The 25,720-nt window shown below is 70.4% G+C and carries 21 protein-coding genes; 10 read left to right on the top strand and 11 right to left on the bottom strand.

Going from position 1 to position 25,720, the window contains the following annotated elements:
- Positions 1-168 precede the first annotated feature (168 nt).
- Positions 169-903 carry a hypothetical protein gene (locus AC1RRS_RS21940; RefSeq protein WP_492857006.1) on the top strand — a complete coding sequence of 245 codons (735 nt, stop codon included), beginning with the start codon at positions 169-171 and terminating at the stop codon, positions 901-903.
- Positions 904-923: 20 nt separating this feature from the next.
- On the top strand, positions 924-3,203 hold the full coding sequence (locus AC1RRS_RS21935; RefSeq protein WP_492857005.1) for a tol-pal system YbgF family protein: 2,280 nt from the start codon (positions 924-926) through the stop codon (positions 3,201-3,203).
- 7 nt (positions 3,204-3,210) lie between these two features.
- Here AC1RRS_RS21935 and AC1RRS_RS21930 read toward each other — a convergent pair whose 3' ends face one another.
- From AC1RRS_RS21930 to AC1RRS_RS21920, 3 genes are read right to left on the bottom strand one after another with little or no spacing between them, the layout of a single operon-like run.
- Positions 3,211-3,645: a hypothetical protein gene (locus AC1RRS_RS21930; protein ID WP_492857004.1), complete on the bottom strand. Its 435-nt coding sequence runs from the start codon at positions 3,643-3,645 to the stop codon at positions 3,211-3,213.
- The gene (locus AC1RRS_RS21925) at positions 3,645-3,860 is read right to left on the bottom strand and encodes a hypothetical protein (protein ID WP_492857003.1); all 216 of its coding nucleotides are present in this window, start codon (positions 3,858-3,860) and stop codon (positions 3,645-3,647) included. Before AC1RRS_RS21925 ends, AC1RRS_RS21930 begins: the two co-directional genes overlap by 1 nt.
- A 10-nt stretch (positions 3,861-3,870) precedes the next feature.
- A complete protein-coding gene (locus AC1RRS_RS21920) occupies positions 3,871-4,185 on the bottom strand; it encodes an ArsR/SmtB family transcription factor (protein WP_487291031.1) in 315 nt (104 codons plus the stop codon).
- Between the two features lie 97 nt (positions 4,186-4,282).
- On the opposite strand from AC1RRS_RS21920, the gene AC1RRS_RS21915 reads away from it, so the two are divergent.
- Together AC1RRS_RS21915 and AC1RRS_RS21910 are read left to right on the top strand one after the other, a co-directional pair.
- A complete protein-coding gene (locus AC1RRS_RS21915) occupies positions 4,283-6,505 on the top strand; it encodes a S9 family peptidase (RefSeq protein WP_492857002.1) in 2,223 nt (740 codons plus the stop codon).
- Positions 6,506-6,574: 69 nt separating this feature from the next.
- A complete protein-coding gene (locus AC1RRS_RS21910; protein ID WP_492857001.1) occupies positions 6,575-8,203 on the top strand; it encodes an amidase in 1,629 nt (542 codons plus the stop codon).
- A 378-nt stretch (positions 8,204-8,581) separates the two neighbouring features.
- On the opposite strand, the gene AC1RRS_RS21905 is transcribed toward AC1RRS_RS21910, so the two are convergent.
- The 6 genes from AC1RRS_RS21905 to AC1RRS_RS21880 all read right to left on the bottom strand — a co-directional run bounded on the left by AC1RRS_RS21905 (position 8,582) and on the right by AC1RRS_RS21880 (position 15,036).
- The gene (locus tag AC1RRS_RS21905; RefSeq protein ID WP_492857000.1) at positions 8,582-8,731 is read right to left on the bottom strand and encodes a hypothetical protein; all 150 of its coding nucleotides are present in this window, start codon (positions 8,729-8,731) and stop codon (positions 8,582-8,584) included.
- Complete coding sequence (locus tag AC1RRS_RS21900) at positions 8,725-9,219, bottom strand: hypothetical protein (protein WP_492856999.1); 495 nt, start codon at positions 9,217-9,219, stop codon at positions 8,725-8,727. Before AC1RRS_RS21900 ends, AC1RRS_RS21905 begins: the two co-directional genes overlap by 7 nt.
- A complete protein-coding gene (locus tag AC1RRS_RS21895; RefSeq protein WP_492856998.1) occupies positions 9,216-10,616 on the bottom strand; it encodes a hypothetical protein in 1,401 nt (466 codons plus the stop codon). Before AC1RRS_RS21895 ends, AC1RRS_RS21900 begins: the two co-directional genes overlap by 4 nt.
- A complete protein-coding gene (locus tag AC1RRS_RS21890; RefSeq protein WP_492856997.1) occupies positions 10,613-12,193 on the bottom strand; it encodes a tetratricopeptide repeat protein in 1,581 nt (526 codons plus the stop codon). Before AC1RRS_RS21890 ends, AC1RRS_RS21895 begins: the two co-directional genes overlap by 4 nt.
- Before the next feature lie 495 nt (positions 12,194-12,688).
- Positions 12,689-13,909 (bottom strand): acyl-CoA dehydrogenase family protein, encoded by a 1,221-nt coding sequence (locus tag AC1RRS_RS21885; protein WP_492856996.1) that lies wholly within the window; start codon positions 13,907-13,909, stop codon positions 12,689-12,691.
- Positions 13,910-13,920: 11 nt separating this feature from the next.
- Entirely contained in the window at positions 13,921-15,036 is a 1,116-nt protein-coding gene (locus tag AC1RRS_RS21880; RefSeq protein ID WP_492856995.1) for an acyl-CoA dehydrogenase family protein, read from the bottom strand.
- A gap of 158 nt (positions 15,037-15,194) precedes the next feature.
- Here AC1RRS_RS21880 and AC1RRS_RS21875 point away from each other — a divergent pair, with 158 nt between their 5' ends.
- Positions 15,195-15,749, top strand: a complete 555-nt coding sequence (locus AC1RRS_RS21875) for a hypothetical protein (RefSeq protein ID WP_492856994.1) — start codon at positions 15,195-15,197, stop codon at positions 15,747-15,749.
- Positions 15,750-15,919: 170 nt separating this feature from the next.
- On the opposite strand, the gene AC1RRS_RS21870 is transcribed toward AC1RRS_RS21875, so the two are convergent.
- A complete protein-coding gene (locus tag AC1RRS_RS21870) occupies positions 15,920-16,573 on the bottom strand; it encodes an OmpW/AlkL family protein (RefSeq protein ID WP_487291021.1) in 654 nt (217 codons plus the stop codon).
- Between the two features lie 103 nt (positions 16,574-16,676).
- Positions 16,677-17,606 carry a CPBP family glutamic-type intramembrane protease gene (locus AC1RRS_RS21865; RefSeq protein WP_492856993.1) on the bottom strand — a complete coding sequence of 310 codons (930 nt, stop codon included), beginning with the start codon at positions 17,604-17,606 and terminating at the stop codon, positions 16,677-16,679.
- Positions 17,607-17,707: 101 nt separating this feature from the next.
- Here AC1RRS_RS21865 and pepN point away from each other — a divergent pair, with 101 nt between their 5' ends.
- The 5 genes from pepN (at position 17,708) to AC1RRS_RS21840 (ending at position 25,649) form a co-directional block, all read left to right on the top strand.
- Positions 17,708-20,299: an aminopeptidase N gene (pepN, locus tag AC1RRS_RS21860; RefSeq protein WP_492856992.1), complete on the top strand. Its 2,592-nt coding sequence runs from the start codon at positions 17,708-17,710 to the stop codon at positions 20,297-20,299.
- 410 nt (positions 20,300-20,709) lie between these two features.
- Positions 20,710-23,178: a cell cycle histidine kinase PleC gene (gene pleC / locus AC1RRS_RS21855; protein ID WP_492856991.1), complete on the top strand. Its 2,469-nt coding sequence runs from the start codon at positions 20,710-20,712 to the stop codon at positions 23,176-23,178.
- A gap of 93 nt (positions 23,179-23,271) precedes the next feature.
- Entirely contained in the window at positions 23,272-24,051 is a 780-nt protein-coding gene (locus AC1RRS_RS21850; protein ID WP_492856990.1) for a hypothetical protein, read from the top strand.
- Between the two features lie 6 nt (positions 24,052-24,057).
- Complete coding sequence (locus AC1RRS_RS21845; protein WP_492856989.1) at positions 24,058-24,435, top strand: VOC family protein; 378 nt, start codon at positions 24,058-24,060, stop codon at positions 24,433-24,435.
- 77 nt (positions 24,436-24,512) lie between these two features.
- A complete protein-coding gene (locus AC1RRS_RS21840; protein ID WP_492856988.1) occupies positions 24,513-25,649 on the top strand; it encodes a helix-turn-helix domain-containing protein in 1,137 nt (378 codons plus the stop codon).
- Positions 25,650-25,720 lie beyond the last annotated feature (71 nt).

The raw sequence follows: 25,720 nt of genomic DNA, 5'->3' as shown, positions 1-25,720 counted from the left end.
TCGCGATGAGGCGCGGCCGTGAATCCATCAGCGGACTCGGCTTGGGTCCCCGCCTTCGCGGGGATGCTCGGATTAAAGTAGCGCGCCCCCTCCCCCTCGCCACACGACGGCGACCGCCAGGGTTGCTAGCCTGACCTCCTTCCCCGGATTCGCCTGAAGGAACCGCCGTTGCGCGCAGCCGTCGTCCTGGCCGCTCTGATCGCGCTGGCCGGCTGTGAGCCGTCGGGACGGCCGCCCTCGACCCTCGTCGTCTGGGCCTGGGAGCGGCCGGAGGATCTGCGCTTCCTGGGCGATCGGGCCGAGGTGGCGGTGCAGACCGGCTTCGTCGAGTTGTCGGGCGATGCGGTGGAGGCGCGGGGACGTCGGTTTCCGCTGAAGGTCAGCCGGCCGCCGACCACCGCCCTGGTGCACGTGCAGATCGACCCCGATCGTCCCCTGGCGTGGACGCCCGCCCTGCGCGCCCGGACGTCCGCGGCGGTCCTGCACTACGCCGCCGCGATCCCCGCCCGCCGGGTGCAGGTCGACTTCGAGGTGCGCGCCTCGCAGCGCCAGGTGCTGCTGGACGTGCTGACCGACGTGCGGGCCGGACTGCCGCCTGGAACCCTGCTGTCGATGACCGCCCTGGCCTCTTGGTGCGATACGGAGACCTGGCTGGAGCAGGCCCCGGTGGACGAGATCGCACCCATGCTGTTCCGCATGACCGAGGGCGGCGAGCCGCTGCGCCGGCGCCTGGCGAAAGGGCGCGATTTTCGCAACCCGAAGTGTCGCCAAGCTCTGGCGGTCTCCACCGACACGCCTATAGTTCGAGCGCCTCCCGGACGCCGCGTCTATCTCTTCGCCCCCCACAGCTGGCGCGAAGCCGACTTCGAGACGGCGCGACGGCAGGTTGGGGGATGGCGGTGAAGCGGCGTGTTGGGGCGGTCTTGGCCGCCGCGGTTTTCGTGGGCGCTCTGGGGGGCGTTCTGGCGGGCCAGGCCCACGGCTCGGGCTATGACGAGGATGTTCCCTGGTATCTGGACCCGCGCGGCGGCGACGCCCGCGACCTCCAGCGGCTCTATGCCGGCCAGCAGGGCGTGGTCATGGCCCGCGCACCCCGGCCGATGCTGTTCCTGAACTGGCGGCTGCTGCACGGGCTGAAGGTCGGTCCCCAGGCCGGCGCGGCGCTGTCGGACGACTGCTGCACCCCGCCGCCGGTGTTCTACGACGACAAGGGCGGCGTGTATGGCTGGCAGCGGGCGCGCGAGACCCTGCCCGGCGTCAAGTCCGAGCTGTCGTACCTGAGCGTCGAACGCGACATCGGCAACTACCAGACCCGGCAGAACTGCTTCCGCGAGGCCTTCGACACGGCCATCGTCACCCTGCGCGACCGGGCCAAGCGCTATGGGGCCTCGTCGCCCGCCGTGCGGGCCTGGCTGGACGGGCAGGACTCGGTGTTCGCCGCCTGCGGCCAGGCCGGGATCGAGATGCCGCCGATGTTGCCCGACCAGCCCGGCTGGCTGCGCGCGGATCGGGCCTACCAGTCGGCGGCCCTGGCCCTCTACAACGGCTTCCACAACGCCGCGGCCGAGCGCTTCGGCGACATCGCCCGCGATCCCAACTCGCCCTGGCGGCCGATGGGCCTCTATCTGAAGGTTCGGGCCTTGCAGCGCGAGGCCCTGGCCAAGCCCAGTCCCGCCAGCTTCGCCCGCTCGCGCGCGGCCATCGCCGAACTGGCCGCGGCGCCGGACGGAACCTACGGCAAGGGCGAGACCCGGGGCATGCTGCGCGCCCTGGCCTATCGCGACCAGCCGGGCCAGACCCTGGTCGATCTCGACCGCGACCTGAACCGGCAGGCGCCCTACCCGCAGATCGCCATCGATTTGCGCGACTACCTGACGCTCGGCGCCAAGGCGTCGTCCCGGCCCGACGCGGTCGACTGGATCGAGACCCTGAAGGCGCTCGAGCCCGCCGCCCCGCTGGCCCACGCGCGCGAACGCTGGACCAGGACGCGCGACGTGGCCTGGCTGCTGGCGGCGCTGGCCCTGGTCTCGCCCGACGATCCGGCCGCCAAGGCGCTGGCCGCCGACGCCGAGAAGGTTCCGGCCGGCCCGGCCTGGCTGAGCGCGCAGTATCACCTGGTGCGGCTGACCATCGCGCAGGCCCCGCCGGCCGCGACCCGCGTCCGCCTGGACGCGATCCTGGCCCGCAAGGACCTGTCCGGCAGCGACCGCGCCCTGTTCGCCGCCGAGCGCCTGCAGGTCGCTTCCAGCCTCGCCGATTTCACAAACCACGCTACACGCCGCCGCCTCTGCCTGGGCGACGCCGAGGCCTGCGCGCATGACGGCGCGGTTCCCTCGCGCGGCCAGGCCGACGGCTACAACGCCGAGATGATCGCCCCGCTGGCCTGGTCCGTCGGCTTTGGCGAGGAAGCCCGGGCGATCATCGACCGCCTGCCGCAGGAGCAGCGGATCGCGCTGTCGCGCAATCCCGCCCTGCCGGCCCATCTGCGCCTGGACGTGGCCCTGACCAGTTTCGCGCGGGCGGTGCAGCTGCAGGACGACGCGGCGATCGACGCCCTGGCGCGGGACCTGGCCAAGACGCTGCCCCAGCTGAAGACCGACTGGGCGCGGATCGCCGCCACCCCGCCGGGCGAGGCCAAGCGGTTCGTCGAGTTCTTCGTGCTGGCCAAGATCCCCGGCCTGCGGACCGACCTCATCGACTACATCCGCCCCACCGGCTCGCTCGCCAATTTCAGCGGCTCGTGGCCCCGCTGGATCATCGTGCCACGCGACCAGCGGCCAGCGACGGCCGCTCCGCCGAAGCTGGTCCGCTACCAGTACACCGGCGTCATCTACGGCGATCGGGACGACGAGCAGCGCTTCGGCGACCTGACCTGCCTTGGCCAGTGCGGCGCGGGCGCCTTCCCGCTGCGGCTGCCGCAGTTCGCCGCCGCCGGCCAGCCGACGGCCCTGGCCGAGCGTCGCGCCTTCCTCCCCGACAACGTGGCCGAACCGCCGAAGGGCTCGCTGAACGTCTGGGAAGAAGTGCTGGCCTACGCCCGCGCCCATCCGGAGGATCCGCGCTCGCCCGAGGCGCTCTACTGGCTGATCCGCGTCACCCGCTGGGGCCCCAACGAGGACGACATGAGCGGCCGCGCCTTCCGCCTGCTGCACGCCCGCTATCCGAAGTCGAGCTGGGCCAAGCGGTCGCCCTATCACTACTGAGCGACGCTCAGCGCCAGCGGTCGCCAGGGCCCGCGAAGAAGGTCGCGGCCAGATGCCGCCAGGGGATCACGATGGGGAAGACCACGACGAGCAGGCAGGCGAAGGCGGTGGCGGCGGTGTCTTCGTCCATCCCGCCGCTGGCCCACCTGGGGGCGGCGACGACGGCCAGCCAGATCGCCTTCCAGGCCATCTCGAACATCAGCAGCGGCAGCATGCGCAAGGGATGGCGCAGGCCCAGGATCGCCAGCAGCGACAGCGCCCCCAGCATGCACTGGACGACGCCCTCCATCAGCTCCCAGCCGGCGTGGCGCAGGACGATGCCTGGCCAGACCTGCATGCCCAGGCCGACGATCAGCAGCAGATAGGCGCAGCGCAGGGCGTTGAGCCGCCAGGCGGGCAGGTCCGTCCCCTGGCTCGGGGTCGAAGGCGCGAGGGCGACCATCACTCGACGTCCTTGAGGATCTTCTCGATGGCGCTCAGGCGGACCTTGATCTCGTCCAGGCCGTCGAGCACCGCCTGCTGGGCGGCGGCGCCCTGATGAGCGGCCTTCGCTTGGGCTTGGGCCTGGGCCGCGCGGGACCAGTAGCGCATGGCGAAGATGATCAGGACGGTCGCCAGCGGCAGGCAGATCGTCAGCAGATAGATGTGCGCTTGCATGCAAGCCCCCTTATTTTTCGGGTTTCTCGGACAGCGTCGCGGCGGCGGCCGCGACGGTCTCGGGCGTGAGTTCGAGGCGGAAGTCGACGACCTCGAAATAGTTCAAGGCCTTGCCGTCGGCCGACAGCTCCAGCTGGCTCCTGACCAGGCCCGCGTCCTCGAGCTTGTTCAGGTGCAGGTGCAGCAGCGGCCGGCTGATGCCGATCTCGCGCGCCAGGCGGCTGACATAGTTGCGCCCGCCGACCTTCAGCGCCGCGAGGATGCGGAGCCGATGGGGGTTGTCGAGCGCCGACAGGATCGCCGCCAGCTCGTCGCCCGAGATCATGCTGCAAGTCCGTATTTCATATGTCAGTTATTTCTGACACATGAAACAGAGTCAAGCGGGTTTGCCAACGGCGCCGCTCGGCACTAGCGTCCGCGCCATGATCCGTCCCTCGCTCCTGGCCCTGTCGGCCTGTCTCGCCCTGGCCCATCCCGTGATGGCCGAAAAACTCACCCCCGAGCGCCTATTCGCCGATCCCGACATCAACGGCCCGACCGCCAAGGGCGTGGCCCTGTCGCCGGACGGCAAGCGGGTGACCTATCTGAAGGCCAAGGCCGAGGCCGCCAACGTCCAGGACCTGTGGGCGGTCGACGTGGCCGGCGGCGAGCCCTACCGCCTGATCGACGCCAACGCCCTGTCGTCGGGCGACAAGGAACTGTCGGAGGCCGAGAAGGCCCGCCGCGAGCGCGCCCGGGTGCTGGCCCGCGGCGTCGTCGAATACAGCTGGGACAGCGAGGGCCGCTTCGTGCTCGTGCCGCTGGACGGCGACCTCTATGTGGACAGCGTCGCCGACGGCAAGGTGCGCCGCCTGACCCAGACGGCCGGCGACGAGGTCGACGCCAAGGTCTCGCCCAAGGGCAAGTTCGTCTCCTATGTCCGCGACCAGAACCTCTATGTGCGCCCGCTGGCCGGCGGCGACGAGACGGCGGTGACGAGCGAGGGCAAGGACGCCGTCTCGTTCGGCGTGGCCGAGTTCATCGCCCAGGAGGAGATGAACCGCGACACCGGCTACTGGTGGTCGCCCGACGAGACCCGCATCGCCTACACCCGCGTCGACGAGAGCGGCGTCGACATCGTGCCCCGCGCCGACATCGGCCCGACGGGCGCGACCGTGGTCGAGCAGCGCTATCCGCGCTCCGGCCGCCCGAACGCCGTGGTCGAGCTGTTCGTCAAGGACCTGGCCTCGGGCAAGGTCGTGCAGATCGACCTGGGGCCCAACAAGGACATCTACCTGGCGCGCGTGGCCTGGTCGAAGGACGGCAAGACCCTCTACGTCCAGCGCCAGAGCCGCGACCAGAAGACCCTGGAACTGATCGCCTTCGATCCGGCCAAGGGTCCAGGTCAGATTAGCGGCAAGACCATCCTCACCGAGACCGATCCGCACTGGATCGAACTGCACGACGACTTCCGCGCCCTGAAGGACGGCAGCTTCCTGTGGTCGTCGGAGAAGTCGGGCAACAACCACCTCTATCACTACGCCGCCGACGGCAAACTGCTGGCGCAGGTGACCAAGGGCGACTGGCCGGTCGACAAGGTCGAGGCGGTCGACGAGAAGCGCGGCCTGGTGTTCTTCGGGGCCTCGATCGACACTCCGATCGAGCGCCGGCTCTATTCGGTGTCGTACATCAAGCCCGCCGCCCCGGTCGCCATGACCCCGGCCGGCGGCTGGTGGACCGCCAAGGTCGCCGCCACCGGCGCCTTCGTCGGCTCCTATTCGGACCCCAAGACCCCGCCGCAGACGGCGCTCTACGACCCGGCCGGCAAGCGCGTGCGCTGGATCGAGGAGAACAAGCTGGGCGCCGGCCACCCCTACGCGCCCTATGCCGAGAGCCACATCGTGCCGGAGTTCGGCACGCTGAAGGCCAGCGACGGCCAGGTGCTGCACTATTCGCTGCTGAAGCCGGCCGACTTCGATGCGGCCAAGAAGTACCCGGTGATCGTCTCGGTCTATGGCGGCCCGCACGCCCAGCGCGTGACCAGGAACTGGAGCGTCAACGACGAGGCCTTCGCCAACGCCGGCTACGTGGTGTTCAAGCTCGACAACCGCGGCTCGGCCAACCGCTCGGCGGCGTTCAAGACGGCGCTGGACCGCCGGATGGGCACGGTCGAGGTCGAGGACCAGTTCGCCGGCGCGGCCTTCCTGAAGACCCTGCCCTACGTCGATCCCGATCGCCTGGGGGTGATGGGCTGGTCGTACGGCGGCTTCATGACCCTGATGATGCTGACCGCCGAGGGCACGCCCTTCACGGCCGGCGTCGCGGGCGCCCCGCCCACCGAGTGGGGCCTCTACGACACCCACTACACCGAGCAGTTCATGGGCAAGCCGGACGAGAACAAGGCCGGTTATGCGCAGTCGGACGTGCTGAACCGCATCGATCACCTCAAGCCGGGCAGCCTGATGTTGATCCACGGCATGGCCGACGACAACGTGATCTTCGAGAACAGCACCCGCGTGCTGGCGGCCTTGCAGAAGAAGGGGATCGCCTTCGAGACCATGCTCTATCCCGGCGAGCGCCACAGCGTGATCCGCAGCCGGGCTAAGGGCCTGCACGTCATGAAGACGCATCTCGACTTCTTCGACCGCAAGCTCAAGGGCGAGTGATCGGGGGCGAGTGATCGAAATGAGCGGCCCCGGTTATCGCCGGGGCCGTTTTCGCATGGAGGGCGGAGCGTGAAGCGTCTGTTGCTGCTCGGCGGGGCCGCCCTGCTGCTGGCCGTTCCGGCCCACGCCGCCCCGCGGGCCAAGCCGGGCGCGCCGGCCGAATTGCCCGCCACCCAGTCCGAAGCCGCCCAGGACGACATGTATGCGGTCGGCCTCATCGGTCCGCAGTCGGATCTGGTCGAGGAACAGGCCCAACAGACCGCCGGCGAATTCTCCGCCGAGGACTCCGTGAAAGGCTGGCTGTCGGTGCAGCACGCCATCGGTTCGGAGGTCAACGCCGTCCTGGCGTTCAATCCCGACGCCCTGGAGATCGCCCGGGCCCTCGACGCCGAGCGTAAGGCGGGCAAGACGCGCGGCCCGCTCCACGGCCTGTCGGTGCTGATCAAGGACAACATCGAGACCCTCGATCCGATGGCCACCACCGCCGGCTCGCTGGCGCTGAAGGACAATGTCGCCGGCCGTGACGCGCCCCTGGTCGCCCGGCTGCGGGCGGCGGGCATGGTGGTGCTGGGCAAGGCCAACCTGTCGGAATGGGCCAATATCCGCTCGTCACGCTCGACCAGCGGCTGGAGCGCGGTCGGCGGCTTCACCCGCAATCCCTACGCCCTGGACCGCAGCCCCTGCGGCTCGTCCAGCGGCTCGGCGGCGGCGGTGGCGGCGGGGCTGGCTCCGGCCGCGATCGGCACCGAGACCGACGGCTCGATCACCTGCCCGGCGGCGATGAACGGCCTGGTCGGCCTCAAGCCCACCGTGGGCCTCGTCTCGCGCACCCATGTCGTGCCGATCAGCCACAGCCAGGACACCGCCGGCCCGATGACCCTGACGGTACGGGACGCGGCCCTGCTGCTGACGGCGCTGGCCGGCTCCGATCCCGCCGACCCGGCCACGATCGAGGCCGACGCCCGCAGGAGCGACTACGCCGCCACGCTGTCGAAGGACGCGCTGAAGGGCGTGACCCTGGCGGTGGCGCGGTTCTATGCCGGCGGCTCGCCCCGGACCGACGCGGTGTTCGAGCAGGCGCTGGAGGACCTGAAAGCCCAGGGCGCGACCCTGGTCGAGGTGACCACCTTCGACGAGGACCCCATCGGCCGGGCCGAGGGGGTGGTGCTCTACACCGAGTTCAAGGCCGACATCGCCGCCTATCTGGCCTCGACCGACCCGGCGAGGGTTCCGGCCCGCACCCTGGCCGACCTGATCGCCTTCAACGCCGCGACGCCGGCCGAGACCCGCTGGTTCGGCCAGGAGACCTTCGAGAAGGCGCAAGCGTCCAAGGGCCTCGACGATCCCGACTACCTGAAAGCCAGGACCGACGCCAAGCGGCTGGCCGGTCCCGAAGGCATCGACAGGATCCTGAAGGAGACCGGCGCGGTCGCGATCATCGCCCCGACCACCGGCCCCGCCTGGACCATCGACCCGGTCAACGGCGACCACTACGGCGGCTCGGCCACCACCCTGCCCGCCGTCGCCGGCTATCCGCACCTGACCGTGCCCATGGGCCAGGTCGAGGGCTTGCCCGTGGGCCTGTCGTTCATCGGCCCGGCCTGGAGCGAGGCGCGGCTGCTGAGCCTGGGCTACGCGTATGAGCAGGCGGCGCAGCGACGGAAGCCGCCGGCGTTGAAGGAGACGGTGGGGCCTTAGGGAAGACCCCTCTCTCTTTGAGAGAGGGAGGGGCCCGCCGCGAAGCGGTGGGAGGGTGAGAGGTTACACTCTCTCCGGATGAGGCGCGGACCTGACGAAGCCCTTCAAAGCTCAAAGCCAAATCCATCGTCATCCCGGAAAGCGCGCAGCGCTTATCCGGGACCCAGGGGACTGGACTGGGCGACTCGATCAAGCGTCCCAGCGGTCGCCAGCGCATTGCGGCGGCCCCTGGGTCCCGGCTCTACGCGCTACGCGCTTCGGCCGGGATGACGGCATGGGGGAAGTTGGGGTTTTCCTGCCAGCGGTGAAACCTCTCACCCTCCCACGCCTTCGGCGCGGGCCCCTCCCTCTCTCTCAGAGAGAGGTTTTTTCGGCGCGTCACACCTTCGGGCGGATTACGTCGATCGGCGGGGGCGGTGGTGTCACTTCGGACGGGCGCGGCGGCGGGGGCGGGCTGTGGCCGTGCGGAGAGGCGCAGGCGGTCAGCAGGGCGGCGGCCAGACCCAGCAGCGCGAGACGCTTCAGCATCCGCGGGTTCCGGGGAAGAGGCCAAGGCCGGCGCGGAAGCAGCGGTGCTCGCCGCGCGGATCCCAGTATTCGGTCGAGCCGTCGGTGCGCTTGATGGCCCAGCGCTCGCCGGTCTGGCCGTCGCGGCCGACCACGGCGATGTCGCCCGGGCCGCGCGAGGTGACCGCATAGCCGTCGCCGGTGAGGGCGTCGGAGGCGCAGGACTCCGTCACGCCCGGCTTGGACAGGTCGCCGCGCAGGCCGGCCGACGAGCCGGTGCGCTGGTTGTAGGCCGAGACCTCGGTGCCGCCCTGGCCGCTGACGAACACCTGGGTGCCGGTGGCGCGGTCATAGGTCATGACGTCGGGCGCCTGGCCGGTCAGAGGCGCGCCGCAGGGACCGCCGCGGCCGGCGGGACGCTTGGCGGCGACGGGGCCCGGCTGGGCCTGGGCGAGGCCGGCGGCGGCCATGGTGAGCGCCAGGACGCCGATGGCGAGCGTGCGGATCATCGCGGAGCTCCTTGAGGGGCGGCGACAGGACCGCCGGCGGCGGCCGAGGCGTCGTAGGGATCGGCGGGACCGCCGGCCAGGGCGGCGGGCGCGGGACCGGCCAGGGTGGCGACGGCGCTCGTGGGCCAGTAGCTGTCGTAGTCCTGGCGGGCGCGGTCGCGCGGCGTGCGGAACAGTTCCGGCGCCTCGAACCAAGGACGGCAGGTCAGGGCGCCGTCGAAATAGCCGGTGACCAGGGCCTCGCAGCCGCCGGGGCGGGCGAAGACGCGGTTGTCGCGGGCGCGGATCTGGGCGCCGCTGTCGGCGAACAGGCCCGCGCGCATCACGCCGGCGATGGCGTTGTCGGAGGCGAAGACCACGCCCGAGGCGGCGTAGATGCCGACATCGGCGGCTTCCAGCTGGCCGTCCAGCACGCGCAGGTCGGCGCCTTCCAGCACCACCGCCCAGTCGCTGTCGCGGACCACGGGGCGCTGCAGGGTGGTCTCGCCGCCGCTGATGTAGATGCCGCGCGAGAAGCCGTCGGTCGACAGGCCGTCGATCTGCACCAGTTGATCCCGGTTGACGCCGGTCAGCACGAAGCCGGCCGAGCTGCGCACGCGCGACGAGCCGGTCCAGTCGCCCAGGCGCACCACGCGGACATCACGCAGACGGCTGTCGCGGCCGGTCTCGACGGCCATGCCGATGGCGGTGGCGGCGACATCGACGTCCTGGGCCTGAAGGCCGCCCGACAGCTTGACCACCGGGGCGCGGGTGCGGCCGACGAAGGCGGTCTGGTAGAGCTCCACCCGGCTGTCGGCGACGTCGATGGCCGAGCCTTCGCCGTCGTAGCGCACGACCACGCCCTTGAGGGCAAGCTCGGTGGCGCGGCCGACGATGCACGAGGCCGTGCCGCCCCGCGTCGATTCCAGGCCGAGGTTCTCGAGCACCACATAGGCCACGCCCGGGGCGATGCGGATGCAGGGCTGGTCGGCCGGGGCCATCAGGATCGGCCGGGCGCGCGAGGGGCTGTAGTCGCGGGCGACGATGTGCACCGCGCGGGTGACGTTCAGCGTCTCGACGCAGGCCCCGCCGTTGCGCGAGATCAGGGTGAGGGTGTCGCCGTCATAGAGGCGCGAGAGCACGTCGCTGACCTCGCCCGGATAGGCAACGTCGCAGTCGACGCTGGTGCGGTAACGCTCATAGGGGCGCGAGGGATAGTAGGGCCGGCGCGGCGGCTTGCGCTTGGGGACATAGCCCTTGCAGCCGTGCGACAGGGCCGGCTGGATCAGCAGGCCGAAACACGGGCGGATCTGCTGATCGACCTTGGCGTCCGGCGAGGCCAGGGCGGCTTGCGGCGCGCCGACGGCGGCCAGGCTGAGAGCGACGAGTCCCGCCGCGAACAGGCGAAGGCGTCTCATCGATAGTCCCTTTCAGCGTTCGAAGGGCCGGGCGCGTTCGCGGGGCCGGCATAGGGCCTGGCCTCGTACGGCCGGGGCCGCTCGCCCGGGGCGCGGGGCGGGCGCGAGACCTGGGCCAGCAGTTGCTGCAGGCGCCAGACCGACGGCTTGAAACCGGCCAGGGCGCCGTCCAGCTGGTAGACCACCGCCTTGGCGCGGTCCTGGTCGGCCACGCCCTGCAGGCCCAGCGAGAAGAAGGTCGACATGGCGTACTTGGCCTCGGGCGAGCCCTGGCGTTCGGCCTCCTCGTACCAGTGGTAGGCGCGGGCGTAGTCGCGCGGCACGCCCACGCCCTCGGAGTACATCACCGCCAGGACGAGCTGGGCCTTGGACGAGCCGTTGACGGCCGCGTACTGCACCGCCCTCACCTTCTCGATCGGCGTCAGGCGGCCGGTGGTCGGGCGGCCGATCGAGGCCTGGAAGGTCTGGGCGTCGCCCGACGCCAGCAGCCGCTCGTCGAGCAGCGGCGCGGGGATGATCCGCAGATAGGCCAGGGCCTCGCCGATATGGACGAAGGGCAGTTCGTGCAGACGGGCCAGGGCCGCCTCGCGGGCCTCGCCGGACGGATCGCTCTCGTCGGAATGGGGCACGCCGGAGTCCGGGGAGTCGGCCGGATAGAACTCGTAGGGCGGGATCCAGCGCTTGGCCTTGCCCTCGACGAAGCCGCCGTAGGAGGCCCGCTGCGGCGAGGAGCGCTCGAAGTCCTTGAGCATGACGTAGGCCGAGACGTCGCCGGTCTGCACCGCCAGATAGTTGTAGAGATAGGCGTCGACGTCGTTGCGACGGAAGAGGTCGAGCGCGGCAGGGGCGCCGACATGCTTGCGGTCGCCATAGGCCTCGACGGCCTGGAGGTTGTCGGACGGCTCGCCATAGGGGCCGAAATAGCCGTCGTGCATGCGCGCCAGGGCCCGGAAGCCGTCGGCCCCCTGGGTCGACAGGATGTAGATCACCCGGTTGCGGACCTGCTCGCGCTCCTCGGTCGACATCCGCGACAGCTGGCGGTCGAGGGCGCCGTAGGCGGCGTGGCGCTCATAGGCGCGGCAGTCGTCGAAGCGCGACAGGGCCTTGCCCGGCTTGCCGCGCGGCTCGTAGGCGGCGATCGGGGCGTAGCCGGCCGGATTGGCCAGGGCCATGGCGTACCAGGTGGCCGCCTCGACCGGATCGTCGAGGTTCTTGTCGACCGCCCGCTGGCCTTCGTAGCGGCGGGCCAGTTCCAGCTGGGCGAAGAAGTCGCCGCGGAAACCGCCCTGGCGCAGGTTGCGGATCTCGATCTGCTGCTGGTTGAACTGACCCGAGACGCCCTGAGCCGCCTGCGGCCGCGGGCAGGCGCCGGCGCGCTTGGCGAACAGCTGGTTGGCCGAGAAATCGCAGCCGAACAGCGGCATGGCGACCAGGGTCGCGGCGGCCACGCCGAGCGGCAGGCGACGGGTCGGCCCAAGGCGCGTCCACGGCCGGGTGGTCATCCACGACCGCGCCGCCCGCCCCAGGTGAAGCCCCCGATCGAGGAGGGTCGAAACAGCGTCGCTGGCCTCGTGCATCGCTCCCCTCCAGCCCCGCCGTTAACCATAGATCGGAGTCACTCATGAGCCGTCGGCGACGACGCTGTCAAGCTCGCCAGACCGCCGTTCGACCACTGTCGGTCGCCATGCCTTAATTGGAACGTGGAACAGGCGCGTTGCCCGGCTAATTCCGTGTAATCACACGATTTTCGCCTGTCAGGGGATCGTCATTTTTCGCGCGTGGGGCGAGTTTGCGAGGCGCGGTCGCCCGGGCGATTCTCGTAATCGAGACCCCTCTCTCATGGAGAGAGGGAGGGGCCCGCCGCGGAGCGGTGGGAGGGTGAGAGGTTTCACCTTTGGCCGGCGAACCTCGAGCCTTTCCACGGGGTGGGTGGGAAGGAAGCAAGCGGGCTCTACGGGGCGGCGACGACCGTCCGACCGCGCTTCGATCGGCTGGCTTTGTTACCTCTCACCCTCCCACGCCTTCGGCGCGGGCCCCTCCCTCTCTCAAAGAGAGAGGGATTGATCGCCCCCTCACCTGCCCGTCGGCATGTCCTTGAACGCCACGTCCTTGTCGACGCGCACGTCGCCGGGCAGGCCCAGGACCCGTTCGGCGATGATGTTCTTGAGGATCTCGTCGGTGCCGCCGGCGATGCGCAGGCCGGGGGCCCACATCAGGCTCTGCTGGAAGGCCGCGCCGGCGGCGGCTTCGGGGCCGGTGAGGACGCCGTACTCGCCCTGCATCTCGACGGCGGTGTTGGCCAGATCCTGCAGCTGGTTGGCCGAGATGATCTTGCCGATCGAGCTTTCCGGTCCCGGGGTCTGGCCGCGCGACAGGGCGGTCATGGTGCGGAAGCGGGTGAACTTCAGCCCCTGGGAGGCGACGAACCAGTCGGCCAGCTTCTCGCGGAAGGCGTCGTTCTTGAGCGCGGGGCCGTCCTCGCCCGGCAAGGCGCGGGCCAGTTCCAGCACCTCGCGATAGTTGGGACCGGCCGAGCCGCCGACGGCCAGGCGCTCGTTCATCAGGGTGACGAGCGCCACCTGCCAGCCCTGCCCGACCTCGCCCAGGCGCTGGCTGTCCTTGACCCGCAGGTCGCTGAAATAGACCTCGTTGAAGTCGCGTCCGCCCGACATCTGGTGGATCGGCCGGCACTCGACGGCGGCGTCGCGCATGTCGATCCAGAACATGGTCAGGCCCTTGTGCTTGGGCACGTCGGGGTCCGTCCGTGTAAGGAGAATACCGAAGTCGCTGTAGTGGGCGCCGGTAGTCCAGACCTTCTGGCCGTTGATCACCCACTCGTCGCCGTCCTTGACCGCCCGGGTGCGCAGGGCCGCGACGTCGGAGCCGCCGGCCGGTTCGGAGAACAGCTGGCACCAGATCTCCTCGCCCTTCACGGCCGGAGAGACGAAGCGCTTCTTGGTGTCGGTGTCGGAAAAGGCCATGACCGTCGGCACGCACATGCCCAGGCCGATGGTGAAGTAGCCGTAGGCGACGCCGGCCTTGCCCTCCTCCTGGCCGAAGATCACGGACTCGATCGGCGTGCCGCCGCCCCCGCCCACAGCCGCGGGCCAGGTGATGCAGGCGTAGCCGGCGGCGGCCTTGCGGGCCTGCCAGGCCTTGGCGGCGGCCATGTGCTCGGGGGTGTTGGGCTTGGGTTCGCCGTGCTGCGCCTTGTGGGCGGCGGCGGCCTCTTCCAGCCAGGCGCGGGCCTTGTCGCGATAGGCGGCTTCGGAGGGGGAGTCGTTGAAATCCATGATCGCTCTCCTTAAGCCGCGTTCTTCTTCTCGAGCTCGCTCACCAGCCGCTCCTTCCAGAGCCGGGGCGAACCGGCCACGAGGGAGAGCTGCCGCGAGCGGCGGTAGTAGAGGTGGCAGTCGACCTCCCAGGTGAAGCCCATGCCGCCATGCACCTGGACGCTTTCCTTGCTGGCGAACCAGAAGGCTTCCGAGGCGGCGATGCGGGCGGCGGCGGCGGCCGTGGGCAGTTCGGGAGCGTCGTCGTTCAGGGCCCAGGCGCCGTAATAGGCGTTGGAGCGGGCGACCTCGTTCTTGACGTACATGTCGGCCAGCTTGTGCTTGATGGCCTGGTAGCCGGCGATCACGCGACCGAAGGCGTAGCGGCCCAGGGCGTATTCCCTGGCCATCTCCAGGCAGCGGTCGGCGCCGCCCAGCTGTTCGAAGGCCAGCAGCACGGCGGCGCGGTCGAGGATGGCCTGGACGAGGTCGAAGCCCTCGCCCGCCGCGCCCAGCCGCTCGGCGGCCGCGCCGTCGAAGGTCAGGCGGGCGACGCCGCGGGTGGGATCCAGGCTCTCCAGCGTCTCGCGTTTCACGCCCGCGCCGGTCAGGTCGACCAGGAACAGGCCCGGCTTGCCGCCTTCGGACGCCAGGACGATGGCCGTGTGGGCGATGTCGCCGTCGGTGACGGGGATCTTCACGCCCGAGAGCTTGCCGCCCTCCACCTTGCTCGACAGCGCCGAGGAGGTGAGCACGCCGGGGCCTTCGCTGACGGCCAGGCAGCCGATCAGCTCGCCGGAAGCGATACGCGGCAGGATGGCGGCCTTCTGGGCGTCGGAGCCGTGGGCCATCACGGCCTCGGCCAGGACGTAGACGGTGGAGGCGAAGGGGATCGGGGCGACGGCGCGGCCCAGCTCCTCGGCGATGGCGCAGAGCTCGACGCGGCCCAGGCCCAGGCCGCCGTGCTCTTCGGGAATGGCGGCGCCCAGCCAGCCCTGCTCGGCGACGGCGGCCCAGAGGGCCTGGTCATGGCTGCGGACGGGATCGTCCAGCACCCCGCGCACCACCGCGGGCGGACAGCGGCCGCTCAGGAATTTGCGGGCCTCGTCCTTGAGGAACTTCTGGTCGTCGGAATAGTCGAAATCCACGGCCGTTTCTCTCCCTTGGCCGTTCTGTCGACGGCCGTTGGAAACGACGATGACCGAGCTTGCGCCCCCTGGAAAGATTGACCCGGCGTCAAGAATTTCAGGTTCTTATGCGACCCGAGTATTCGCAGCCCCCCTTCCAGCCGAAGTTCCGGAGTCCCATGGCCAAGACCGTCTACCAGCGGAACCAGAAGGTTTGGGTCGAGAGCGTCGGCGCCTGGGCGACGATCGAGAAGATCGTGCCCATCTGGGCCAAGGGCTTCGACGAGCCCGTGCGGGTGACCTACGACGTCGGCCTGGGCCGCGAATTCCTGGCCCACGAGCTGAAGCCCGAGGACAAGATGGACCCGCAGGAAGGCGGCGTCCTGTCGAACTGGCGGGTGCTGCGGGCCCGCAACAAGTGGCAGCAGGAGGGCGACTGCCTGCACCACCCCTTCCCCGGCACCTATCCGGTGGTGGTCACCGATCCCAACGACTGGGGCGGCTGGCGCACGCCGGGGGCCGAGTACGACCGCGACCCGCGCAAGATCGAGTTCCAGGCCAAGCTGATCGCCACCGCCCCGCGCCTGCACGCCCTGGCCCGCGAGATCGTGACCCTGGTCGGCGACCACCCCGAGGACGCGCCCCCCGCCCTGCTGGCCTTGGCCCAGAAGGCCGCGGCCATCGAGCGCGAGCTGCACGAGACGCCGGCGGCGGGCGGGACGGTTGAGGGCTGAGGCCCCCTATCCTCCCGTCATTCCCGCCCTTGTGGCGGGAAGCCCTGGTTCCGCTGACACGTGAGGCGCAAGCGGCGTGCTGAGCACGCCGCCACTACTGCCTTTGCGGCTGACAGAGGGGTTCCCGCCACAAGGGCGGGAATGACGGGAGTTTTGAGATTGTCCGGGGTCTAGAACCGCCGCCCGATCCCCACCGACACCACCGTCGGATCCAGGTTGACCTTGGACTTCAGCGCGCCGCCATTGATCTTGGCGTCGGTCTCGAACCACACCTTCTTGACGTCGAGATTGACGACGTAGGGCCCCTTCACGGCGATGTCGGCGCCGACCTGCAGGGCGTAGCCGAAGCCGTCGTCGAGATCGACGGTGAAGCCGTTGCGGTCCTTGCCGCTGTAGAACAGCATGTAGTTCAGCCCCGCGCCGACATAGGGATTGAACCGGGCCTTGGGCGCGAAGTGGTACTGGGCGGAGACCACCGGCGGCAGCACCCAGGTCTTGTGCACGACGACGTCGGTTCCCGGCCCCACGGCCTTAACGGTGTGCTGGGTCGTGCCGGCGATCACCTCGACGGCCAGCTTGTCGGTGATGAAGTAGGAGACGCCCAGGGTCGGCTTGACGTCGTCCTTGACGTCGGCCTTCAGGCCGGTGGCCGCGCCGGCCGAGGTGACGATCGGGTCGCCCGCGTCGGGCAGCACGCCGGTGGCGCGCAGGTTGACCTGCCAGGTCCCCTTGGCGGCGGGCGTGAAGGCCTCCTGGGCTTGAGCGGCGCCGGTCGCGGCGGCGAGCGTCAGGCCAGCCAGCAGGGCGAGGCGGAGGGCGGTCATGGTCTTATCCCCTTGGAGTGCGACGCGTCGAGGCGTCGCCAGGGGTGATGCGCCCGCCCGCTGGGCCGCACATTGATCCGCCTCAAGCTTGTTGGGATCCGCCTCAAGCCCGCGAGAAGGCGCCCTCCTTCCAGGCGCGCCAGGCCAGCCAGCCGACGACCAGCGCGCCGCCGACCAGCAGCGGGACCGAGCTTTCGGGTCCGCTCGACCCGCGCAACCAGGAGACCAGCGCGCCGCGCTCGGGCTCGGAGATGAAGGCGGCCGTGCCGTCGTAGCCGCCTTCCAGCGCATAGCCGCCGGTCACCAGATGGACGAGCGCGCCCCAGGCTCCGGCCAGGCCCATGCCAAGCCATAGACGCTGATTGCGCAGATAGGCCAGGGCCAGGATCGCCCCGCCGAGCAGCGCGCCCAGGCGCTGGGCGAGCAGCAGCGGACCGTCCGAGGCGGGGTAGAAGCAGGCGACCAGCACGGCGGCGAGAACGACGGCCGGGATCGGGCCGAGGGCCTTGGCCAAGAGCCGGGTCAGCACGCCCTGGACGACGACGGCCATCACCACGCCGCCGGCGATGCCGGTGACGAGACGGTCCGGAATGGCCCAGCGCCAGTCCACCAGCGACGGCGGCCCCCACGTCACCGCGCCGATCAACGTCAGCACGGCCATCAGCAGGGCGAAGGCGGCGGCGGCCAGACCGGCCCCGCGCGCGGCTTCGCGCCAGGCACCGTTCGGCGCCAGTTCGGTGCGGTCGCGCTTCTCGACCAGCCGCACCAGCACCGAATAGGTGCTCAAGACCGTGAACGCCCCGCACAGCAGGGCGATCGGCGCCTGCTTCAGCAGCACCTCGTCGACCTGGGTCAGCGACTCTTCGGGCCGCATCACCCCGTAGAGGTAGAGGCCGATCATGCCCAGGCCGAAGGCCACGATCGCGCCGGCGACGGTGACGATCAAGGCCAGGGCCAGCGCCCAGGCGACGGTCGCGGCGCGACGTCCCGGCGAAAGGCCGGGCGCAGGTTCCGAATTGGCGATCTCTGACACGTGAAAACACCCCCGATTGAGTCGCCAACCTAGCCGATAAATCGACAAACCGCGCAACCGGCGGCCTCGCCCCGGCCCCGACGGGCGACTACATTGGCCGCATGCGCACCGAAACGCCCCAGCCGATCCGGCTCTCCGACTATCGTCCGTTCCCGTTCGAGATCGAGACGACGCACCTGTCCTTCCAGCTGGAGCTGTCGGCCACGCGCGTGACCGCGACGCTGCAGGTGCGCCGCACCGGAGCTGCCGGCGAGCCGCTGTCGCTGAACGGCGAGCGCCTGGCGCTGAAGGCGATCGCCATCGACGGCCAGGCCCTGAGCGCCAACCAGTACGAACTGGACGACGAGCGCCTGACCATCGCCGACGTCCCCGACGCCTTCGAACTGGTCACCGAGGTCGAGATCGATCCGTCGGCCAACAAGGCGCTGATGGGCCTCTACATGTCGGGCGGCCGGTTCTGCACCCAGTGCGAGGCCGAGGGCTTCCGCACCATCACCTTCTTCCCCGACCGGCCTGACGTGCTGAGCCGCTACACCGTGCGGATCGAGGCCGACGCTTCGTTCGAGCACCTGCTGAGCAACGGCAACCTGATGGAGGCCGGCCAGCTGAAGAACGGCCGCCACTTCGCCGTCTGGAACGACCCCTTCCCCAAGCCCGCCTACCTGTTCGCCCTGGTCGCCGGCCGGCTGGACGTGCTGGAGGACGACTTCGTCACCATGAGCGGCCGCACCGTGGCGCTGAAGGTGTTCGTCGATCCCGGCCAGGCCTCGCGCGCCGCCTATGCCTTGGACGCCCTCAAGCGCTCGATGAAGTGGGACGAGGAGGCGTTCGGCCGCGAATACGATCTGGACCTCTTCATGATCGTGGCCGTGCGCGACTTCAACTTCGGGGCCATGGAGAACAAGGGGCTGAACATCTTCAACTCCTCCCTCCTGCTGGCCGAGCCGGAGACGGCGACCGACTTCGACTACGAGCGCATCGAGAGCGTCGTCGCCCACGAATATTTCCACAACTGGACCGGCAACCGCATCACCTGCCGCGACTGGTTCCAGCTGTGCCTGAAGGAGGGCCTGACGGTCTTCCGCGACCAGAGCTTTTCCGCCGACATGCGCGGCGCGGCCGTGCAGCGGATCAAGGACGTGAAAGCTCTGCGCGCCCGCCAGTTCGCCGAGGACGCCGGCCCGCTGGCCCACGCCGTGCGGCCGTCGAGCTATCTGAAGATCGACAACTTCTACACCGCGACCATCTACGAGAAGGGCGCGGAGATCATCCGCATGCTGAAGACCATCCTGGGCGCCGACGCGTTCCGGGCCGGCCTGGACCTCTATTTCGAGCGCCACGACGGCGAGGCCACGACGGTCGAGGCCTTCATCGCCTGCTTCGCGGAAGCTTCGGGCCGCGACCTGTCGTCGTTCTTCTCCTGGTACGAACAGGCCGGCACGCCGTCGGTGTCGCTGACCCACGCCTATGACGCGGCCGCCCAGGCGCTGTCGATCACCCTGAGCCAGAAGACGGCTCCCACCAGCGGCCAGCCGGTCAAGAAGGCCCTGCCGATCCCGGTGACCATCGGCCTGCTCTCGCAGACCGGCGCGCCGCTGCGCGACAGCGAGGTGGTGCTGCTGGAGGGCGAGAGCCTGACGGTGCGCTGGGAGGGCGTGGAAGAGGCGCCGGTGATCTCGGCCCTGCGCGGCTTCTCAGCCCCGGTGACCCTGACCACCGACGCGCGGCCCGCCGACGCCTATGTGCTGTTCGCCGCCGATCCGGATCTCTTCAACCGCTGGGAAGCCGGCCAGGGCCTGGCCCGGGGGCTGATCCTGGCTCGCGCGGCGGGGGTTCCGGACGAGGTCGGCGAGGAGCGCTACGCCCAGGCCCTGGGCCAGGCGCTGGACGACGCCGCCGCCGATCCGGCCTTCAAGGCCCTGCTGCTGGCCCTGCCGAGCGAGGGCGACCTGGCCCTGGCCGTCGATCCGGCCGATCCGGGCGCGATCCACGCCGCCCGCGACGCCTTGCGCGCCCGCATCGCCGTGTACCTGGGCGAGCAGTTGGCCCGCATCCACGGCGCCATGCAGAGCGACGGCGAGTTCTCGCCCGACGCCGCCTCGGCCGGCCGCCGGGCCCTGCGCAACGCCTGTGTCGACCTGCTGGCCGCCGACCCGCACGCCGACAACGTCCAGCGCATCGTCGGCCATTTCGAGGCCGCCGCGGCCCTGACCGACGCCATGGGCGGTCTCTCGGCCCTGCTGGCCGTCGGCGGCGAGCCCTGCGAGAAGGCGCTTTCGGCCTTCCACGCCAAGTGGCGGCACGAGCCGCTGGTGCTGGACAAGTGGTTCTCGGTGCAGGCCCGCGACCCGTCGGAAGGCGCGCTTGCGCGCGTTCTGGCCCTGACCGAGCACGAGGACTTCGACGCCGGCAATCCCAACCGCTTCCGCGCCCTGGTGCAGGGCTTCGCCAGCGCCAACCCGGCGCGGTTCCACGACCCCAGCGGCGCGGGCTACCGCTTCCTGGCCGACCAGATCCTGATCGTGGACAGCTTCAACCCGATGACGGCGGCCCGCCTGGTCGAGCCCCTGGGCGGCTGGCGGCGCTATGTCCCCGCGCTAGGCGACCTGATGCGGCGGGAGCTTGAGCGCGTGAAGGCCGCGCCGGGCCTGTCGAAGAACGTGCTGGAGCTGGCGGGGCGAGCGCTGGATTGACCACGAGATCCCTCTCCCCTTGCGGGAGAGGGTGGCCTCCCGGAGAGAGGTCGGGTGAGGGGTCGATAGCCCTGTCCGCTGCGAAAGGCGGATCGGCTGGATGCGGCGGTCAGGGTTTGAGAGACCCCTCATCCGTCGGCCTTCGGCCGCCACCTTCTCCCGCAAGGGGAGAAGGAAGCCCTCTGGCGCGAGCCTGGGGTGATTCTTCCGCGCAACGGTTGCGACCAAAGCGCTCAGCCCCCAGGGAATCGGGCCTCGCCAGGGTGACGCCGACCGAACGGGTACGGTAGATTCACCATAGTCGGCGAACTGACTCGCCGGGGGTGTGGGAGCTTTAAGCGTTGCGGATTGGCGGGGCGAAACCCGGGAGGACGGCCAAGGCCGGACTTTCGGCTGCGGGCGCGGCTCGCATGCGCGCCGCCCGGTCGTCGCAGGCCTATGTCCGCGTCGTGATCCTGGCCGCACTGCTGCTGCTGGCCGTCTACACCGCCCTCGGCGTCGTCAAGCTCCAGAAGGAAGCCGCCGCCCCGCCCGGCGGCGCGGCCCTGGCCGCCCAGGCCCAGATCCTGTCGGGCAAGGTCGAGACCAATCTCGCGGCCCAGCGCGCCGGCCTGTCGGCGGCGGGCGACCTGCTCGAACGCGACCCGACCTCGGCCATGGACGCGGCCGAGACCGCCCTGCGCGCCGCCGGCGGCGAGGCCATGGCCGTCGCCGTGGCCACCACCGGCGAAGTCATGGCCGTGGCCGGCCGCGATACTTCGGCCGACTGGCGCGAAGCGGCTCGCGCCGCCGCCGCCTCGGGCCGCAGCGCCTGGATCGGCGGCGTCGGCCGCAGCGGCCGCCTCTACGTGGCCATGGCCGCCCAGACCTCGGCCGGCCGCGGCTACGTCATCGCCGCCGGCGATCCCTCGCGCCTGCTGGGCGAGCCGGACAAGACCCAGTCCAACGCCCTCTTCCTGCCGGACGGCGGCCTGCTGGTCGGCGTCGGCCGCGCGGTGCAGGGCGCCGCCAGCCTCGACCAGGCCTACGCCCTGTCGGTGGAGGACCTGCAAGGCGGGGCCGCCGCCCTGACCGGCCGCGGCGTCGACGGCTCGGGCCTGGACGTGGCCTTCGAGCCCCTGGCCCAGGGCGCCCTGATCGCCGCCGTCAGCGCCCCCAGCCACACCGTCGCCAATGTCGACCGCCGCCTGATGGAAGGCGCGCTGACCCTGCTGATCCCGCTGGCCGCCGGCATCGCCCTGGCCTTGATCCTGATGCTGCAGAGCCGCCGCGCCGAGGCCGCCCAGCGCGAGTTCATCGACAGCGAGCAGCGCTTCCGCCTGGCCGTCGAGGCCGCCCGCTGCGGCATCTGGGAATGGGACCTGCGCTCGGACGAGGTCTACATGTCCGACGTCACCGGCGCGATGTTCGGCTGGGGCGGCGGCGGCGTCGCGCCCGGCGAGGACCTGGTCGAGCGGATTTCGTCGGACCACCGCGACCGCGTGCGCCAGGCCCTGGCCAACGCCGCCCAGTTCGGCGCCTTCGACGTCTCGTTCCGCATCCCCGCCCGCGAGCACGGCGGCCGCTCGATCTGGGTGGACGCCCGCGGCCAGGGCTTCGGCAAGCCCGGCGAGGACGGCTATTCGCGGATCATCGGCGTGGCGCTGGACGTCACCGAGGAGCGCCTGGCCCAGGCCCGCGCCCAGGCCGCCGAGAACCGCCTGCGCGACGCCATCGAGAGCGTGTCGGAGGCCTTCGTGCTCTGGGATCGCCAGGGCCGCCTGCTGATGTGCAACAGGAACTACCGCAGCGTCTTCTCGCTGGAGCCGCGGATCCTGAAGCCCGGCGCGGCCCGCGCCGAGGTCAACCGCTTCGCGGCCCTGGCCATCAAGCAGGAGATCCCCGACCCGACCGGCGCCAAGGGCGTGCGCGAGGCCGAGATGAACGACGGCCGCTGGATCCAGATCAGCGAGCGGCGCACGGCCGAGGGCGGCCTCGTGATGACCGCCGCCGACATCACCGCCATCAAGACCCAGGAAGAGGCCCGTCGCCGCAACGAGGAGCAGCTCCAGAACGCCGTCGCCGGCCTGGAGCGCAGCCAGGAGCAGCTGGCCGAGCTGGCCCGCAAGTACGAGATGGAGAAGGTCAAGGCCGAGGGCGCCAACAAGGCCAAGAGCGAGTTCCTGGCCAACATGTCCCACGAGCTGCGCACGCCGCTGAACGCCATCAACGGCTTCTCCGAGATCATGATGAACGAGATGTTCGGCCCGCTCGGCGACCAGCGCTACAAGGGCTACAGCCTCGACATCCACAATTCCGGCCAGCACCTGCTGGCCCTGATCAACGACATCCTCGACATGTCGAAGATCGAGGCCGGCAAGATGAACCTGAAGTTCGAGCCGCTGCACCTGGAAGACGTCACCGAGGACGCCGTGCGCCTGGTGCGCAACCGCGCCGAGGCCGCCGGGCTGAAGCTGGAGGTCGACTTCCCGCCCCTGCCCGAGATCGAGGCCGACTACCGCGCGGTCAAGCAGGTGCTGCTGAACCTGCTGAGCAACGCCATCAAGTTCACCCCGCGCCAGGGCCGCGTCACTGTGCGCGCCGAGATTCGCCGCGATCCGCTGGGCGAGCGGGTGAAGGTGTCGGTCACCGACACCGGCATCGGCATCGCCGCCGAGGACCTGGCCCGCCTGGCGCGTCCGTTCGAGCAGGTGGAAAGCCAGCACTCCAAGACCACGCAGGGCACGGGCCTGGGTCTCGCCTTGACCAAATCGCTGGTCGAGATGCACGACGGCGCCCTGGAGATGGTCTCCAACCCGGGCGAAGGCACCACGGTCAGCTTCATCCTGCCGGTCAGCCAGAGCAGCCCGATGCAGATGCGCGACTACGCGGTGGCGTAGAGACGTGCCGCCGACAAAAATCACCCGACAAGCTTGACCGGTCGCGGCAACAGCTAAACTCTCACTTGCAGTAGCAGGAGAGACTTCTTCAAAATGGTGCGTTTTCCATATGCGTGCGGGCTCGCCTTCGGACTGGCGCTTTCGACGGCCGCGGCCGCGGCCGAGCCCGACAAGACGCAGGCTCTCCAGGACGTTATCGTTTGGCAGGGCCAGCCGTTCGTGCCGAACCAAGGCACAACTTACATCGGCGAGTTGCGGCTGAAGCCCGGCGCGCAGATCTTCACCAACGGCTTCCCGGTGAAGCTGGTAATCGAGCTCTTGATCATCGAAGACACGGCCCAGCTAATATCCCCTGGCCCCTCAGAGGCGACAATGGGAGAGAGCTCTGGCCTAGTCGAGTTGGTGGTCCAGAACGTGGAGGGCAAGGGCCTCTCGATCCTCAACGCCGGAGTGGCGGGCGCGCCAGGCTCCAATGCACCGCCACGCGACCCATCCGACTGCGCCGCCGACGCCGCCGCCTCGGCCGGCAACCCTGGCGGCCCGGGACAAAACGGCGGCGACGCGGCCAATGTCTCCATAGTCACCTCCTCGCAGTCGGCCTGGGCGGCCTTCTCGGTGCTCACCGACACGAACGCCGCCGGGCAGCCTCAAAACTGCGGCGGCCAGATCTGCGGGGGTCTCGGAGGCCTAGGCGGCGCGGGCGGCGCGGGTGTTCCCGTCAAGCCCGCATGCGACAGCAAAGCCCTCGGACCGGACGGACCCCCAGGCGCGACGGGATCGACGGGCCGCAACGGGAAGGTCTCCTTCAACTGGTCCGTCGCCATGCCCGAGCGTTCGCGGCAGGATTCGCTGACAGCTTCCCGCAGGGAGTGAAAGACCATGCCCGCCATTTCCGGAACGCCCGTCGCCTTCGTCCACGTCAGCGACCGTCAGCGCGCGCTCGACTTCTATGTCGAGAAGCTGGGCCTGGCGGTGCATAGCTCCGACCCGTTCGGCGACTTTCTGGGAGCGGGCGACGCGCTGATCCGCCTGACCGCCCTGCCCGACTTCAAGGCCGGCGCCCATCCGGTGTTCGGCTGGAACGTGACGGACATCGAGGCCGCCGTGCGGACCCTGGCCGGCCGGGGCGTGGTCTTCACGATCTACGAGGGCTTCGGCCAGGACGCCCTGGGCATATGGACCGCTCCCGACGGCAAGGCCAAGGTCGCCTGGTTCGCCGATCCCGATGGCAACGTGCTGAGCCTGTCGCAGGCTTGAGGCGACGCACGTTCCGCGACACTCTCCGCGCCGTTTCGCGCGTAGGGCTTCCCGCGCGGTTTCGGGGAAATGACTGAATGAGCGGCGCCCTGGTGCTGATCCTGTCGTCGGCCGCCGCCGCCATCGGCCTGTTCGCGGCGACGCAGCTGGTGCTGCGGCCCGGCTGGCGGAAGGCTCCCGCGAGCGCGCTGGCGGTGTTCCTGCTGCTGAGCGCGCTGTCGGGCGTCGACCTGATCCTGGATCGCGGCGGCGTCTATGCCGCAGCGCCGTGGGCCACCGGCCTGCTGTGGTCGACCTCGCTGTTCCTGGGGCCGGCGATCCTGGCCTATGTGGTGGCCATGACCGGGGATCCGGAGGCGGGGTGGAGCCCGGTGCGGATCGCGCGGCTCTGCTGGCCGGCGGGGATCGCCCTGCTGCTAGCCCTGCCATTCTTCGCCCTGCCGATCCCGACCCGGATCGCCATCTACACCGGCGTCGGGGCCGAGACCGACGCCTGGGCCGGCCCGCTGCAGCTGGCCTTCGTGGCGCTGTTCCTGCTGACGACCCTGGGCTACCTGGCCGCCGCCTTCCGGGTGATGGGCCGGCACGTGCGGCGGGTGCGCGACCTCTTCTCCAACATCGAGAACCGTACCCTGAGCTGGCTGCGGGTGCTGCTGCTGGTGATGCTGGCAGCCTGGATCTGGGGCGCGGTGAAGTCGGGCCTGGCGCTGAACGTCGCCCACGCCGATTGGCTGGACGTCGCGGGCGCTGCGGTGGAGCTGGCCTGGACGGCGGCCATCGGCCTCTTTGGCCTGTCGCAGCAGCCGATCTTCACGCCCCAGACCGAAACGCCCAAGGCCCTGCCGCCGGCCGAGAAATACGCCCGCTCGGCGCTGCCCCAGACGCGTCAGGTCGAGATCGCCGCGCGGCTGGACCGGGCGATGGCGGCCGACGGCCTGCATCGCGACCCGCTGCTGTCGCTGAGCGCCCTGGCCACCCGCATCGGCGTCTCGCCCAACCACCTGTCGCAGGTGCTGAACGAGCACCTGGGCCAGAGCTTCTTCGACTATGTGAACCGCTGGCGGGTCGATGAGGCCGTGGAGCGGATCCGCACCACCGACGAAGCCATTCTCTCGATCGCCTATGAGGTGGGGTTCAACTCGCGCTCGACCTTCAACGCCGCTGTGAAAAAGCACGCCGGCCGGCCGCCCAGCGCCTTCCGCCCCGCCGCCTGACGCGCCCCTCCAGCAATGTCCGGTCCAGCAGGATCGGAAGCCCGCCCCCTTCGAGCCTACCTGTCCGGACG

This window comes from Caulobacter sp. GW821-FHT12A07 (assembly GCF_058807655.1).
This window is presented reverse-complemented; position numbering and strand designations above follow the sequence as displayed.